General features: G+C 58.3%; 13 protein-coding genes. 6 read left to right on the forward strand and 7 right to left on the reverse strand.

Annotation, left to right across the window (positions count from 1 at the left end; translation table 11 throughout):
• A partial coding sequence (locus AACR14_RS14650) for a thiolase family protein (protein WP_026035112.1) occupies positions 1 to 1,130 on the reverse strand: 1,130 nt, incomplete at its 3' end.
• Positions 1,131 to 1,252: 122 nt separating this feature from the next.
• Here AACR14_RS14650 and AACR14_RS14655 point away from each other — a divergent pair.
• Positions 1,253 to 1,645, forward strand: coding sequence for a MerR family transcriptional regulator (locus AACR14_RS14655; protein WP_005360322.1), 393 nt, complete (start codon positions 1,253 to 1,255; stop codon positions 1,643 to 1,645).
• Between the two features lie 106 nt (positions 1,646 to 1,751).
• On the opposite strand, the gene rplY is transcribed toward AACR14_RS14655, so the two are convergent.
• The 5 genes from rplY to AACR14_RS14680 form a co-directional block, all read right to left on the reverse strand.
• Complete coding sequence (rplY, locus tag AACR14_RS14660) at positions 1,752 to 2,039, reverse strand: 50S ribosomal protein L25 (protein WP_005333252.1); 288 nt, start codon at positions 2,037 to 2,039, stop codon at positions 1,752 to 1,754.
• 116 nt (positions 2,040 to 2,155) lie between these two features.
• Complete coding sequence (locus AACR14_RS14665) at positions 2,156 to 3,043, reverse strand: hypothetical protein (protein ID WP_019446702.1); 888 nt, start codon at positions 3,041 to 3,043, stop codon at positions 2,156 to 2,158.
• Between the two features lie 95 nt (positions 3,044 to 3,138).
• The gene (gene hrpA, locus AACR14_RS14670; RefSeq protein WP_019446703.1) at positions 3,139 to 7,053 is read right to left on the reverse strand and encodes an ATP-dependent RNA helicase HrpA; all 3,915 of its coding nucleotides are present in this window, start codon (positions 7,051 to 7,053) and stop codon (positions 3,139 to 3,141) included.
• Between the two features lie 240 nt (positions 7,054 to 7,293).
• The gene (locus tag AACR14_RS14675; protein WP_005333273.1) at positions 7,294 to 7,716 is read right to left on the reverse strand and encodes a CBS domain-containing protein; all 423 of its coding nucleotides are present in this window, start codon (positions 7,714 to 7,716) and stop codon (positions 7,294 to 7,296) included.
• A gap of 120 nt (positions 7,717 to 7,836) precedes the next feature.
• Positions 7,837 to 9,114 (reverse strand): HD-GYP domain-containing protein, encoded by a 1,278-nt coding sequence (locus AACR14_RS14680; RefSeq protein ID WP_026035113.1) that lies wholly within the window; start codon positions 9,112 to 9,114, stop codon positions 7,837 to 7,839.
• An 843-nt stretch (positions 9,115 to 9,957) separates the two neighbouring features.
• Between AACR14_RS14680 and AACR14_RS14685 the strand changes: the two genes are divergently transcribed.
• The 3 genes from AACR14_RS14685 to AACR14_RS14695 all read left to right on the forward strand — a co-directional run bounded on the left by AACR14_RS14685 (position 9,958) and on the right by AACR14_RS14695 (position 12,456).
• Positions 9,958 to 10,155 (forward strand): sulfatase-like hydrolase/transferase, encoded by a 198-nt coding sequence (locus tag AACR14_RS14685; RefSeq protein ID WP_236285504.1) that lies wholly within the window; start codon positions 9,958 to 9,960, stop codon positions 10,153 to 10,155.
• Between the two features lie 217 nt (positions 10,156 to 10,372).
• Positions 10,373 to 11,800: an exodeoxyribonuclease I gene (gene sbcB, locus AACR14_RS14690; protein ID WP_026035114.1), complete on the forward strand. Its 1,428-nt coding sequence runs from the start codon at positions 10,373 to 10,375 to the stop codon at positions 11,798 to 11,800.
• 155 nt (positions 11,801 to 11,955) lie between these two features.
• Entirely contained in the window at positions 11,956 to 12,456 is a 501-nt protein-coding gene (locus tag AACR14_RS14695; RefSeq protein WP_005360277.1) for a hypothetical protein, read from the forward strand.
• A 65-nt stretch (positions 12,457 to 12,521) separates the two neighbouring features.
• On the opposite strand, the gene AACR14_RS14700 is transcribed toward AACR14_RS14695, so the two are convergent.
• Positions 12,522 to 14,231: an alpha-galactosidase gene (locus AACR14_RS14700; RefSeq protein ID WP_019446708.1), complete on the reverse strand. Its 1,710-nt coding sequence runs from the start codon at positions 14,229 to 14,231 to the stop codon at positions 12,522 to 12,524.
• A 160-nt stretch (positions 14,232 to 14,391) separates the two neighbouring features.
• Between AACR14_RS14700 and AACR14_RS14705 the strand changes: the two genes are divergently transcribed.
• Both AACR14_RS14705 and AACR14_RS14710 read left to right on the forward strand, forming a co-directional pair.
• A complete protein-coding gene (locus AACR14_RS14705) occupies positions 14,392 to 14,748 on the forward strand; it encodes a CidA/LrgA family protein (protein WP_019446709.1) in 357 nt (118 codons plus the stop codon).
• Positions 14,745 to 15,161, forward strand: a 417-nt coding sequence (locus AACR14_RS14710) for an LrgB family protein (RefSeq protein WP_019446710.1), incomplete at its 3' end; no start/stop codon positions are given. The genes AACR14_RS14705 and AACR14_RS14710, both read left to right, overlap by 4 nt.

Below are 15,161 nucleotides of genomic sequence, written 5' to 3' on the forward strand. Positions count from 1 at the left end.
CCCCCCCCGATACAGAGCGCGGCCACGCCTCGCTGCAAACCCCGTTGCCGCAGCGCGGCGATCAGCGTCACCAGAATGCGTGCGCCACTCGCCCCCAGCGGATGACCAAGCGCACAGGCCCCACCATGCACATTAACCTTGTGATGAGGGATGCCGACCCCGCTCATGGTCAGCATGGTGACCATGGCGAAGGCCTCGTTGATCTCGAATAGATCCACCTCTTCCACCGACCATGCAAGACGCGCCAGCAAGCGTGAAATGGCGCCAATGGGCGCAGAGGTAAATTCGGCGGGCAATGCCGCGTGGCTCTGATAACCGACGATCCGTGCCAGCACTGGTACCTGCCAGGCTTGCGCCGTGGCGCCATCCATCAATATCAGCGCCGCCGCACCGTCCGAGATGGAGCTCGAATTGGCCGCCGTAATGGTGCCCTCCTTGCCAAATGCAGGCTTCAGGGTCGGGATCTTCTCCGGTCTGCCCTTGCCAGGCTGCTCGTCTTCGGCCAGCAACAAGCGATCACCGCGATAGACACTTGCCAGCTCGGATGCAAACGCGCCGGCTTGCTGCGCATCGCGCGCACGCTGCAACGACGCAAGAGCAAACTCATCCATGGCAGTGCGGGTCAAACCGGCCTGATCGGCGCTGCGCTGGGCATGTATCCCCATCAGCTGGCCATCATAGGCATCTTGCAAACCGTCGAGGAAGAGGTGGTCCAGCACCTTTTGATGCCCCATCCGAAAGCCGCTGCGGGCATTATCCAGCAGATAGGGGGCACGGCTCATACTCTCCATCCCCCCCGCGACCACTACCCTGTTGTCACCAAGGCGGATGGTATCCGCCGCCAGCATCACTGCTTTCATGCCGGATCCGCACACCTTGTTGACCGTGGTAGCAGGCACACTATCTGGCAACCCTGCTTTCAACAACGCCTGCCGGGCTGGCGCTTGCCCCACGCCCGCCGCCAGCACATTGCCCATAAACACTTCATCGACCTGCTCCGGACTCAGCCCGCTTTGCTGTAGTGCCACCTCAATGGCACAGGCTCCCAACTCAGGCGTAGTTACCTCTGCCAATGCCCCCTGAAACGCCCCCATCGGAGTCCGTTTTGCCGCCACAATTGCAATATCCATTTGCCTGCCTCTGTTTGTTACATGGCCATAACATAGGGGTTCTGACGCGATGGAACAAGAGTTGCAGTGCAGTTTACGTTTAGGTAAGGTGCAGACAGGATTTAGTTCGCCAAGAAGTCTGTATGAACAACAAGGATGAAGGACGGCGCTTCAGCATCAGTGAGCTGGCCCGGGAATTTGATATTACGACGCGCAGTATCCGTTTCTACGAGGATCAGGGGTTGCTCAATCCCGCCAGAGAGGGACAAACCCGCATTTACAGCAAGCAGGATCGGGTTCGCCTCAAGCTCACCCTGCGCGGCAAGCGGCTCGGGTTCAGCCTCGCCGAGATCCGCGAGCTGTTTGATCTCTATGATGCCGACAAGAGCAGCCGCACCCAGTTACAGACCATGCTGGGACTGGTTGAGGAAAAACGGGAGACACTGCAACAGCAGATGGAAGATATCAGGATGGTACTGCTGGAGCTGGATGCCGCCGAGCAGCGTTGCCAACAAGCCCTTAGCCAGCTGGGATAACCGCCTTGCTGGCTTATCAGGTAAGTCCCTTCAGCCTGCTCACAAGATGCCAGATAGCAAAAAGCCACTCCTGAGAGTGGCTTTTCTTCAACCTGACGGTTCGCTATTAAACGCGAACGAAGTCCAGGTGGATCAGCTTGTAACGTACCGGGTGACGCTGGATAGCTTTCACTTTTACGTTAACTTCTTCACCGTTGATAACCAGAGTCAGTACAGACTCATAGAATTCCGGCTTCTCTTGAGCCAGGATCATTTTCTTGTGGTCAACAGTGATGGACAGGGCTTCTTTGCCTGCACCGTAAACGATGGCAGGAACTTGGTCAGCTTGACGCAGGCGGCGGCTCGCACCTTTCCCCAGGTCAGAACGGACTTCAGCTTGGAATACGAAAGACATAGTATGTATCTCTTTTGGATGAATTTATGGTGCTAACTGCGACCGGTCAGCACCTCGCAAAACGAGCGCGAATACTACCACGGGCCAAATTCGGATACAAGGTACCGACTCTGCATTTAGCGCCCCTGCTCCAACCGGGCGAATTGCTGCTGACGCTGGGCCGGGCTCAGGGCATCAAACTTCGCCAGGGTCTCGGCGCGCGGGCAGTAGAGACCCTCCCCCGTTCTGACTCGAATGCTCTTGCCAAGCCGCTGCTGGTTCTCTGCCACCAGCGCCAGCAAATAGCTGTAGGTATCGGCTCCTCGGGCACTGGATAACTGGTTAGCAATGCGCCACAGGGTCTCCCCTGCGGCGACCTGATGACACACAGTTTGTGGACCGCCGGCCGCAGGAGCCGAGAGGGTAAGAATGGCGTCACTGCCTGCGGATAAGCTAGCCGTGTGGCTGGCGAGCGCCATATCGGCGCTCGCTACTCCCTCATATCCTTGGGCACCACTCATCCCCGCTGTGCGAAAGGTCACCCCCAGCTGAGCGAGCAGAGGTTCGCTCTCGTCGGGGTCGCTGGGCATATCAACACCACCGAACGCGTCTTGGGGTGTACGGAACTCGGCGATAAAGGGCGCGACAGGTTGCGCGTGATAAGCAGGGAATCCACTCCCCTGCTGCACGATTGCACCAGCCGCAACAGCCTGCCCGGGGACAACCCCGTAAGCCATCTCGTCGATGCGCCGCAGCCTTGCCAGATAGGTTTTGGAGAGCTGCGCCTCCCCCTCGAACAGATCGAAAGGGGGGACCAGCCGGGCGGGAAAGAGGATCTGCCAGCGACCGTGCTTCTGCTTTTGGGCCAGCGGCGGAAACTGATTGCCACGCCAAGCCGCAAACATCGCAGGCGGCGTGCGCGCCAGCGGGTAATATTCCGGGTTCAACTGCACCCAGGTTTGTTCCGCGATGGGTTGATAACCGCTGATCACCACCTGCGCCACACTCAACCAGATCCCCAGCATCCTTGCCTCCCTGATTTGCGGTTTGAAAGGGCTACCTGACCGACAACCCCTTCTCATCACCCGCTATCATGCTGTTAAAACAGTTAGATAGCAGCTTAGCACTGAGCGATGGCGTTAAGCACCCGTTTATCGGAGACCGGATAAGGGGTCCCCAGATTCTGGGCAAAGAACGACACTCGCAGCTCCTCGATCATCCAGCGGATATTGACCACCTCGGTGGGAATAAGCTGGGATTTGGGGATCTTGGCCAGCAGCGCCTTGTACTCCGACTCCACGCTGTGCACTTTGAGCATGTAGACCCGATCCCGGTTGGGATCGATGGCGAGCTTCTCTAAGCGACGCTCGATGGCGCGCAGATAGCGCAGCAAATCAGGCAACCGCTGCCAGCCGGTCTCGGTGACAAAACCTTTGTGAATAAGGTTGCCGAGCTGCTGCTGGATATCCGACATGGCAAAGGCGGTATCGAGCTGCATTTTGCCCTTGAGCCGTTTCTTGATCTCATGGGACAGCGTCAGTACGGCCTCCACCTGCTTGGCTACCTCCACCACCGCATCGTTGAGCTCGGCACGGACAAACTCCTTGAGCGCCTCGAAACCGACCTCGTCCCAGGCCAGCCCGCCATGTTGCTCGATCAGCTTGTCGCAGCCGCAGGCGATGCAGTCGTCAATCAGCTCCGCCACCTTGCCAAACGGGTTGAAATAGAGCCCGAGCTTGGCCTTGTTGGGCAGCTTCTCCTGCAGATACTTGATGGGTGATGGCACGTTGAGCAGCACCAGCCGGCGCTGGCCCGCCCACATCAGCTGCTGCTGCACCACCGGACTCTCCACCAGCTGGATGGCGACCGAATCTTTCTCGTCTACCAACGCCGGATAGGCCTTCACTTCGAAGCCGCCACGCTTTTGGCTGTACTCTTGGGGCAACTCGCCAAAGCTCCACAGGGTGAGGCCGGACTGCTCGATGTCATCATCCGCCACTTGTGACAGGGTCTCCTGTACCTTGCCACGCAGCGACTCTTTCAAGGCTTCCAGATCTTTCCCTTCCGCCACCTTCTTGTGTTTGTCGTCCACCACCCGGAAGGTGAGTTTCAGGTGATCGGGCACCGCAGCCCAGTCCCAGGATTCACGAGGTACGGTGACGCCGGTCATGCGGCGCAGTTGGCGCTCCATCTCGTCCAGCAGCGGTCCCTGCTCGGGGTTAATGCTGGCAAGCAGCGCATCGGCATAGTTGGGCGCCGGTACGAAGTTCTTGCGCATCGGCTTGGGCATCGACTTGATAAGGGCCACCAACAGCTCGTGGCGCAGCCCGGGGATCAGCCACTCGAACCCCTTCACCTCCACCTGATTCAGGAGCGGCAGCGGGATATGCAGGGTCACGCCATCGGCGGCCTCTCCCGGCTCGAACTGATAGGTCAGCTTGAGCTTGAGGCGCCCCTGCTGCCAGAAGTTGGGGTAGTCGAGATCGCTGATGTGGGCCGCGTCCCCCTTCATCAGCATCTCTTTCTCGAAGTTGAGCAGCTCGGGATCCCGCTTTTGCGCCTCTTTCCACCACTTGTCGAAGTGACGGGCGGAAATCACCTCCTCCGGCAAACGGGCATCGTAGAATCGGAACAGATCCTCATCATCCACCAGGATGTCGCGCCGACGGGATTTGTGCTCCAGCGTCTCCACCTCGGCCAGGAGCTTGCGATTGTCGCTGAAGAAACGGTGGCGGGTCTCGAAATCCCCCTCCACCAGGGCGCGGCGGATAAAGAGCTCGCGGCACAGCGCCGGATCGATACGGCTGAAGTTGATGGTGCGCTCGTTGACCAGGGTCAGGCCATAGAGGGTGACCTTCTCCTTGGCCATTACGGCGCCGTTTTTCTTCGACCAGTGAGGGTCGCTGTGGTGCAGCTTGATGAGGTGGCCTGCCAGCGGCTCCACCCACTCGGGCTCAATTTTGGCGTTGATACGGGCGTAGAGGCGCGAGGTTTCCACCAATTCTGCGGCCATCACCCACTTGGGCGGCTTCTTGAACAGACCCGAGGCCGGGAACAGGTGGAAGCGGCCGTTGCGGGCGCCGAGAAACTCCGGTTTTTCCAGATCCTTGTTGCCGATATGGCTCAAGAGGCCTGTCAAGAGCGCGCAGTGCACCGTCTTGAAATCTGCAGGTTCATGGTTGGCTTTAAAACCCAGCTCCTTGACCGTCTGACGCAGCTGGAAGTGAATGTCCTGCCATTCACGCACCCGCAGGTAGGAGAGAAACTCCTTCTGGCACATGCGGCGAAACGGGTTGCTGCCAAGGGCATCCTGCTGCTCTTTCAGGTAATTCCACAGATTGACGAAGGCGAGGAAGTCGGAATCCTTGTCCTCAAAGCGTCTGTGCTGCTCGTCGGCAGCCTGCTTCTTCTCCATGGGCCGCTCGCGGGGATCCTGAATGCTGAGGGCCGCGGTGATCACCATCACCTCGCTCAGGCAGCCAGTCTGCGCCGCGCTGATCACCATCTTCGCCAGACGCGGATCAAGGGGGATGCGCGAGAGCTGGCGACCGGTCTCGGTCAGCTGCAACTTGGCTTCGCGCTCGCCGGTGGCGGGCAGCTCGCGCACCGCCTCCAGCTCTTTCAAGAGAGTCAGGCCATCCTTGATATGGCGGGACTCTGGTGGCTCTACGAAGGGGAACGCCTCCATATTGCCAAGGCCGAGCGCCAGCATCTGCAGGATAACGGAGGCCAGGTTGGTGCGCAGGATCTCGGGGTCGGTGAAGGCAGGGCGGCTGTTAAAATCCTCCTCCGAGTAGAGGCGGATACAGATGCCGTCCGCCACCCGACCGCAACGCCCTTTACGCTGGTTGGCGCTGGCCTGGGAGACCGGCTCGATGGGCAGGCGCTGCACCTTGGTACGCCAGGAGTAGCGGCTGATGCGGGCTGTGCCCGGATCGATGACGTAGCGAATGCCCGGCACCGTCAGCGAGGTCTCCGCCACGTTGGTGGCGAGCACGATGCGTCGCCCAGCATGGGGCTGGAACACCTTATTCTGCTCGGCGTTGGAGAGACGGGCGTAGAGCGGCAACACCTCGGTATCGCGCAGATTGAGCTTGCGCAGGGCATCGGCAGTATCGCGGATCTCCCGCTCGCCGTTCATGAAGATAAGGATGTCCCCCAGCCCTTCGCGGGCCAGCTCTTCCACCGCGTCGAAGATCCCCTGCAGTTCATCGCGCTCTTCCAGCCCTTCGCTCTTGTCACTGCTTTTTTTATCAACAAACAGTGGGCGGTAGCGCACCTCCACCGGATAAGTGCGGCCGGAGACCTCGATCACCGGCGCCTTGTTGAAATGGCGGGAGAAACGTTGCGGGTCGATGGTGGCCGAGGTGATGATCACCTTGAGATCGGGGCGCTTGGGCAGCAGTTGCTTGAGATAGCCCAGAATGAAGTCGATATTGAGGCTGCGCTCGTGGGCCTCATCGATGATGATGGTGTCGTACTGGGTCAGCATCCGGTCGTTCTGGATCTCCGCCAGCAAAATACCGTCAGTCATCAGCTTGATGTGGGTCTGCTCGCTCACCTGATCGGTAAAGCGCACCTTGTAACCCACGTAGTGACCGAGTTCGGACTCCATCTCCTCGGCAATACGGGCCGCCACAGTGCGGGCCGCCAGACGGCGCGGCTGGGTGTGGCCGATGAAGCCCTTGACCCCACGCCCGAGCGCCAGACAGATCTTGGGGATCTGGGTGGTTTTGCCCGAGCCTGTTTCCCCTGCAATGATCACCACTTGATGTTCTTGAATGGCCTTGGCGATCTCAGCCTGCTTCTGGCTGACCGGCAGGTTGTCCGGATAGGTGACCTTGGGCACACCGGCCAGACGGGTTTGATAGCGCGCTTGCGCGGCATCCAGATCGGCAGCGATGGTCTCCAGCACGGCAGCCTGTTTGCCTTCAGGCAGCTTCTTGACCCCGTGCAGACGGCTGGAAAGGCGGCGAGCGTCGAGGTTCATGCAGGCAGAGAGACGGCGGCGCAGCGCCTCGATAGAGAGAGACAAGGTACGAATTCCTTAAATAGGTGCCCAGAGGGGCCATATCGATAAGCTGGGAGCGATCCTAAAGAGCGAGCGGGGGCGGTGCAAGCCTTAACGTAGCGTTATACATGGGAAGACTGAGAGATTGGCCGATCCTCAAACATGACAAAACAATCATTGTAAGATGGCATAACATGAATAAATCGCAGCATATGAAATAGCCAAGGCAAGCCGAAGCTTGCCTTGGGAGAGAGAAAAACAGGATTAACCGTGGGTGTGATGGACAAAACAGGTGGTGAGCTGGGCGTGAATGGCCTGCATGACATTGTGACGATTGATGACCCCGAGCAGACGCCCCTCCTCCACTACCGGATAGATTTTCGGCTTTTGCCCCATCATCATCTCCGCCAGGCTCAAAATGCTGGTATCTGGCCCCACCGACAACACCTCCTTGCGCATCACATCCTTGACCTGCGCCACCTGTTCGCAGTGATAGGCCTCTTTAAGCAGCACTGCGATGCAATCCTGCTCGGAGATCCAGCCAATCAGATGGCCCTGCCCATCCACCACCGGGCCACCGAGCTGATGACTGTTCAGAAATTTCTCGACCGCAGCTTGCACCATCATGTCGGCAGTGAAGGTGATGGGTCTGCTCTGCATATAATCCTTGGCTTTTAGCGATTCCATATCTGCTCCCCTACTGTAGTCCATCAAGCTGGCGTCTTGTGCGCCGGTACCGGCACCATGCTCGGCTTGTTCCAAGCATAGCTGGCTCGCGGCGGTATGAGTCAGCGGCCAGCCTCTCCCTCAATTGATGGCATGATCCGGCTCGCGATCCGGAATGGCTGCCATCATCATCTGCGGCAGGTGATCGGCCAGCACCGCTACCACAGCGGGATCGACCCGCCCCTGATCCGCCAGTTGCTGCATAAAGGTCAATGCGTCACGGGCAGGCAGGCCGCGCCGATAAGGTCTGTCCTGCACCATTGCCTGAAAAATATCAGCGACCCGCAGGATCCGCGCTTCAAGCGCCATGGCGGATGCCGGCAGGTGGAACGGATAGCCCTCCCCATCAGGCTCCTCATGGTGATAGGCCGCCCAACAGGCAATCTCCTCAAACCCTTCGATATGACGCAGGATCTGGTAAGTCTCGAAGCTGTGGGTATTGATGATGGCCCGCTCCTCTTTCGTCAGGCAGGCAGGCTTGTCGAGGATCTCGTCCGGCACCCTGAGCTTGCCCAAATCGTGCAGCAAACCGGCGATCTCCAGCATGTCACAATGGATGGCACTGACTCCCATCTGCTCGGCCAATGCCCGAGACAACCTGCTCACACCGAGTGAATGCGTCATCGTGAATGGACTTTTGGCGTCGACAATGCCGGAGAAGATCTGCGCCAGCGCTTTAAGCTCCCCGTTGAAGGTCAGGCAAGGCTCCCGCACCTGCAGCATCTCCAGCATGTAATCATTGATGGAGCGCGCTTCCAGCTGCAGCCAGAATGCCTCAGAGCGAGACGCCTTGAGGAAGGCATCCACCAGCTCGGGGGCAAAGAACTCGTCACGGAAATCCTGCAGGCGTGCGCGGATCTCGTTGGTATGCATCAACAATGAACCATCGCCATAGTAGGGCGCAGCCAACGCATCGCAGCGATCCACCAGAAAGATAAGGTTGGCCTGACGGGCTACATTGGGGTCCACATCGGCCATCTCGCGCAACAGGTGCCAGTGGGTATGGTGATAACGGATAGGCAGGGCCAGCGGGGCCAGCAAACGGAAATCCTTGAGCAGCTGATATCCCACCTCGCAGTGGCGCTGGGAGGACTCCCAATCGAACTCGCTGACCAGATGGTGATGGGTGATGGTCGAGGAGACACCGATATCATGCAGCACCCCCAGCTCGAACAGCAGACAGCGTTCGGCCTCACTCATCCCCAGCTCCCGGCTGCACTCGGCAGCCATAATCCCGACCCGTTTACCGTGGGCCACATCGCCAATGCCCACCAGATCCAGCGAGGCTGACAGGGCATACACCACCTGCCTTAGATCCACTTGCAACGAAAAGGGGGCTGCGCCCTGCGCTCTGTCCATGATCCGGGTCCCATGCGATGTTGTCGTATCAAACTGGCGCTGTTTTATGCCTCGCCTTCTATCAACTTAGTCAATAGCCGAGCTTTTTACCTTGTTTTTATAGGCATTTATGACCCTGGCACCTTGAAAAGACAAAGATCACGGCTGGATTTATTTGGCCACTCCCATTCAAGTCATATTTATCCGTTCAAAATATGCGATAAGGCTTTTTAAATCTCGCGATGAGATTGTGAACAGTTTTAAAAAATCATATCTGAGCGAAACAATCAACACCCTCACTTTACTTCATTATGACTTAATCAGAATTAAAGAGTGCTCGGTTTGCCAGTAAGAATTTTGAATAAAGGCACACCACAACGCCCATAACTGCCACCATCCCCAAATTAATTAACCGAACTGTGAACTCCATCACCCATTTATTCGCCTTATCGCCATCGATAGCGGTAGACACCTCACGCCTTCTGGATACAGCTTCCCATGCTCGCTCCAGCCCACCCGATAGCCTGCGACCGAAAGGTTGGAGAAAAAATATCGGATAACCAGCGGTTATATTCGCTATAAGGCGACAAGGATAAACGGGATTTATAGAGTGAAACTGTTGAAAGCTGATTTCCAAGCGGCGGTTAACTCGGGCTATTCAGGTCATATCACTCTTTGCAGGTCATAACGACAGCGATAAAGGGGAATGTGCCCATCTGGGTATTCCATCCCCTCCAACAGCCTGCACGGGATGATATTTCCACCGCGTGAAACGCACGCTGCTTTCATCGCCCATTTTGTGTACCAATTCACATCAGATTAGGAGTGGAGCCAATAATGGCCATTCAAATAAACAAAATAGCCATGAGCCTTGCCTTAATGGCCACCGCTGGTAGTGCCACAGCAGCCGCCAAGCCCAATATTCTTGCCATCATGGGCGATGACATCGGCTACTGGAACATCAGTGCCTACAACCAGGGGATGATGGGCTACCAGACCCCGAACCTGAACAGGATCGCCAATGAAGGGGCCCTCTTTACCGATCACTACAGATATCACTAAACAATCATCATATCCTGAGAGATAGATTGGTCTTATAGACTCGGTGAGCAAGACAGAAGTGCATAAGATATCGGGAGCAACCGCCCAATAAACCGCCACCTGCACGGCTCGCCCTTCGTTCTGCCTGCGCTATGGTTTACCATGCACACAATTGTGGTGCCTGGCACCGCCCACCCAGGCGCTAGCCGCCGTCATCGGATACCTCATCTCGAGCAACATGAGCAAAACAGCACACGCGGGCAACGAGCCAACATTCTACTTTCACGACTACGAAACCTTCGGCATCAGCCCCGCCAAGGACAGGCCATCGCAGTTTGCCGGTATTCGCACCGATGCGGATTTCAACATCATTGGCGAGCCGCTGGTCATCTACTGCAAGCCGCCGGCGGACTATCTGCCGGATCCGGAGGCGTGCCTGATTACCAGTATCACGCCGCAAAAGGCGATGAAGGATGGGCTGTGCGAGGCGGATTTCATTCGCCAGATCCACGAGCAGTTCGCCACGCCGAATACCTGTGTGCTGGGCTACAACAGCATCCGCTTCGATGATGAAGTGACCCGTTACACCCTCTATCGCAACTTCTATGACCCCTATGCCTACAGCTGGCAGAATGGCAACTCCCGCTGGGATATTCTCGACATGCTGCGGGCCTGCTATGCCCTGCGCCCGGAGGGGATCGAGTGGGCGTTTGACGATGAGGGCAAGCCGAGTTTCCGGCTGGAGAAGCTGACGGTCGCCAACGGCGTCGCCCACGCCAATGCTCATGATGCGCTCTCCGACGTGCTGGCCACCATCGAGATGGCCAAGCTGGTGAAAAAAGCCCAACCCAAGCTGTTTGGTTACCTCTTTGACCTTCGCAACAAGAACAAGGTGAAGGCGCTGATTGACGTGGTGACCATGAAGCCGCTGGTGCATGTCTCCGGCATGTTCTCTCCCTGGCAGGGTTGTGCAAGCTGGGTCTCGCCACTTGCCTGGCACCCCACCAACCAGAACGCGGTGATCATGGTGGATCTGACCCGTGACCCCACCCCGCTCATTGAACTCTCCAGTGAGGAGATCCGCGAGCGCCTCTATACCAAAAAAGAGGAGCTGGAGGATCTGGCGGGCATTCCGGTGAAACTGGTGCACATCAACAAGTGCCCGGTGCTGGCGCCGGCCGCCACCCTGACGGCGGAACGGGCCGACGAGCTCGGCATCAATCGGGAGCAGTGCCGCAAGAGCCTGGATCTGCTGCGCGCCCACCCCGAGGTGCGGGAAAAACTGGTGGAGGTGTTCCATCAGGAGTTCGCCGGCAGCAATGAGAGCGACCCCGATACCCAGCTCTACGCAGGATTCTTTGGCCATGGCGACAAGTCCACCATGGATCTGGTGCGTGCCACCCCCGCGGATCTGCTGGGTGAGCGGGAGTTCGCCTTTACCGACACCCGGCTGCCGGAGATGCTGTTCCGCTATCGCGCCCGCAACTGGCCGCACACCTTGAGCGAAGCGGAGCAGAAACGCTGGCGCCTGCACTGCAGCGACTACTTCAGCCGCCGTCTGCCGGACTATGTGCCCCGTCTCGAGGCGCTGGCCGAGCAGAACCAGAGTAACGAACGGAACTTTGCGATTCTAAAGAGTCTCTATCACTATCTGGAAGATTTATGAGTTGTGAGTAGTTTCACAATAAATCCTTCCCGCCCGTCCCCTTCTTCAGGTCATAATGACGAAGGGGATTTCCCCAAAAACCAATATCTTGCAACATCCTGAGCGGATGTCTCCCAAGCAAGAGATCTCTTTGGCCGAACGGAAGCCATTTGCTGATGCCTCGTCACCACGCACTGCTCGGATTACTGGCCCTGCTGCCGCTGGCAGCCAACGCCGCATACCGGTTCGATGTGCCGGACTATCTTGCTCGCCTGCCCGAGCAGACCTATCGCATCGTAGAACAGAACTTCAACACCCTTTATCAGCAGACTGATTTCACTCCCCTGATCACCAACAGCTACTTCAACGGCTCCCATCTCTACAAGTTTGTCGGGGTACCGCTGGCCATCAGCGCCCAGTCAGGTTTCCAGCTGGAGGTGTTTGGTCAGGTCTATAACCGCGCATCGCAAGCCTATATGCACCTGAGCGAGGACATGTCCCTCTATCGGGTGATGCGGGTCGATCTGATGGGGAACCCCAATGATCAGTTGGCCATCGGTTTTGGTCTGGGGGTGCCCATCACCCCGTTGTTGACCCTCAAGGCGATCGCCTCCGGCAGTGACATCCCGGGCTATGGCTCAGCCAAATACGCTGTCGGTTTTGAATGGCGTTACTGATAGCCGCTGGTTGAAACAATTCAGGCTCCGTAATGGAGCCTGAATTGTATGTGGTGATGTTGTGATCAGGCGTAGCGGATCACCCGCCCTTCGCCCCCTTGCAGGGTCACGGTTGTGCCGACTGCCTGCCCCTGCCAAAAATCGGTTCCCCCCTCCGGCAGCAGAAACTCCTGTGGTTGCCCCTCCCAGTTGAACAGGCAGAGCAGAGTGCCCCCCTCGGGCAGGCTTACTTCGCCGCAGGCAAAGTCCATCGACTCGAAACGGGCAGAAGGTGTCCGAGCCGCGCAGAGTGTCAACAACTTGCACAGTTGCACCGCCTGCTCCTCATCGAGATCTTGCAGTCGATCACCGGCCAGCATCATGCCGCCACTTGCCACCAGCGCTGCCAGATGGAAACTGTAATCCGCCTTGCTGGCCTGCTGGGTCGGCAGATCCCGCAGACAGATGCAGTCGGGATCGAGGGCCCAGAGCTTGTCATTCTGCCAGGCGCGGCAGAAGGCTTCGCGAGCGATCTGGCGATAGCGATGGCCATTGCGCTCCACGTCATCACTCACCCGCATGCCGTGCACCAGCCCAAGGCTTGGCCAGATAGGGGCGTTGCAACCGAGCAGGAAGGCCCCTTCACCTGCACCACGCAGGATGGCGGCCATGCCGCGCCGATAGGCCTCAACCCGGGTGGCTGCCGGATCGTGGAAACGACCACCGTGGAGGGCGCCCCAGAAGTTGGCATCGAGCTTGAAATAGCGGATGCCCCACTGCTCGCGCAGGGTACGGAACACCTGTTCAAGGTGCGCCTGCACCTCAGGGTGGGTGCCGTCCAGCACATACCAGGGGGTGCAGCGCCAGCCGCCATAGGTGACCCGCTCGGAGGGGAGCGGCAGACCGTCATCCCCCTTCACAAACCAGTCGGGGTGATCCTGAAACACCTGTGAACCGGGTTCGGCAATAAAAGGGGCGACCCAGAGAGCGGGCTCGCAGCCAGCCTGTTTGATCTCGGCAGCCAATGAAGCAACACCTTGCTCGAACTTGGCCGATGGAGTGAGCCAGTCACCCATTTTGGCCTGATAGCCGTCGTCGATCTGCACATAGCGCAGGGCCGGGAAACGCTCGGCACGCACCTGCAGATTTTCGCGAATGTCGGCGGCGCTCACCTCGGCGTAGTAGTGATACCAGGAGCACCATCCGCTCGGGCGCTCACTCACCTTGCCGATCAGCGAGCCGTGCTCGGCCTCGATCAGCCGTGCCAGCTCGGCCAGCAGATCCTCGCGCTCCGCCCCTTCGAGGCAGATCAGCGCCTCGCTCTGCCAATGCTCACCGGCCGCGAGTTCCCGCCCTTCGCAATTCATCAGGATCTGCAAGCGACCATCGGGATAGAGGCGAAACTCCCCGCCAAAACGGTGGCAGCTGGCAAAGGCGAGCAGCAGCCACCCCTTGCCATGCTCCACCAGCAACAGGTTGTGAATGGTGTGATAGTCCTTGTCATCAGTGATGCGATAGACGCTGGCATCGGGGCAACGACCGACATGTTGTGGTGATTGCCAACTGCCCATGGTCTGGGCCAGCATCTGGAATCCTTCGCCATAGATGGCGCTCTCCACCGGCAGGCCAAGCTTGCCATCAAACAGCACCCAGCGCTCAACCGGAGTGGCATCAGCGCCGGTGTTATCGAGTCGCACCCGACACAGAGGCCCGTCCCACTGACGGGTTTGCAGCAGGTGGGGTGGCAACGCATTATCGTTCGCCAGCTGGCGAACTCGGGACAAGAGGGATGTCATCACTACTCCTTGTAGTTCGAAAAGGGTTCTATCAGACAATTTTCAAAAATTGCCAATCAAATCAGCTTCAAATGAACTGATTTCAGTTGTTATTGTTTTAATGCCGCGACCCGGTCTCTCTGGTAAACTGCGATTTTTCTTCCCAGTCGATGAGGTTCACGTGATCGCGCAACGCGCCTTGCTGTACTTTCGTGACTTTATGGTCATCGTCGCCTGCCTGCTGGCAGGCAAATCCGTGGCAGCCATCCTGCCGTTTGCCTTTCCCGGCAGCATCATCGGCATGCTGCTGCTGTTCGTCCTGCTCTCCCTGCAACTGATCAAGCTGCACTGGGTCGAGCTGGGGGCAGGCTTGCTGCTGCGCCACATGGGCGTACTGTTCGTGCCGGTTGCGGTCGGACTGGTGGCCTGGCTTGAGCCCCTGCGCCAATCCTTCGGCGTCATCATGCTCTGCATCATGCTCGGGATCGTGCTGATCCTCGCCACCGTCGGTCGGCTCTACCAGAGGATGAACAAATGATCTTCTGGCTCGCTATTCCCCTGACCCTGGCGCTCTATTTCGCCACCCGCGCCCTCTATCGCCGCCTGCCCTGGCCCATCATCAACCCTGTGCTGGTGCCGACCGCGGTGATCATCGGCCTGCTGCTCTGGTTTGATCTGCCCCTTGAGCAGTACGAGCGCGGCAGCAGCCCCATTACCATGCTGCTGGAACCCGCAGTAGTGGCATTGGCACTGCCGCTCTATCAGCAGGCGCGCCAGATCCAGGCCAAACTCAAGCCCATCCTAATCTGTACCCTTGCCTCCGTCTTGATCTCGGTGTGCACAACCCTGCTGATCGGTCATTTTATGGGCACAGATCCGGCGCTGCTCGCCTCATTGGCGACCAAATCCATCACCACCCCGCTCGCCATGAGCGTCAGCCAGTCCATCGGC

This window comes from Aeromonas sp. 159, assembly GCF_963862045.1.
GTDB lineage: Bacteria > Pseudomonadota > Gammaproteobacteria > Enterobacterales > Aeromonadaceae > Aeromonas > Aeromonas veronii.

Coding starts and splice junctions, on each gene's coding strand:
- AACR14_RS14685 (WP_236285504.1), top strand. CDS start 9,958: ATGAGCCTTGCCTTAATGGCCACCGCTGGTAGTGCCACAGCAGCCGCC.
- AACR14_RS14695 (WP_005360277.1), top strand. CDS start 11,956: ATGCCTCGTCACCACGCACTGCTCGGATTACTGGCCCTGCTGCCGCTG.
- AACR14_RS14655 (WP_005360322.1), top strand. CDS start 1,253: ATGAACAACAAGGATGAAGGACGGCGCTTCAGCATCAGTGAGCTGGCC.
- sbcB (WP_026035114.1), top strand. CDS start 10,373: ATGAGCAAAACAGCACACGCGGGCAACGAGCCAACATTCTACTTTCAC.
- AACR14_RS14675 (WP_005333273.1), bottom strand. CDS start 7,716: ATGGAATCGCTAAAAGCCAAGGATTATATGCAGAGCAGACCCATCACC.
- rplY (WP_005333252.1), bottom strand. CDS start 2,039: ATGTCTTTCGTATTCCAAGCTGAAGTCCGTTCTGACCTGGGGAAAGGT.
- AACR14_RS14665 (WP_019446702.1), bottom strand. CDS start 3,043: ATGCTGGGGATCTGGTTGAGTGTGGCGCAGGTGGTGATCAGCGGTTAT.
- AACR14_RS14680 (WP_026035113.1), bottom strand. CDS start 9,114: ATGGACAGAGCGCAGGGCGCAGCCCCCTTTTCGTTGCAAGTGGATCTA.
- AACR14_RS14700 (WP_019446708.1), bottom strand. CDS start 14,231: ATGACATCCCTCTTGTCCCGAGTTCGCCAGCTGGCGAACGATAATGCG.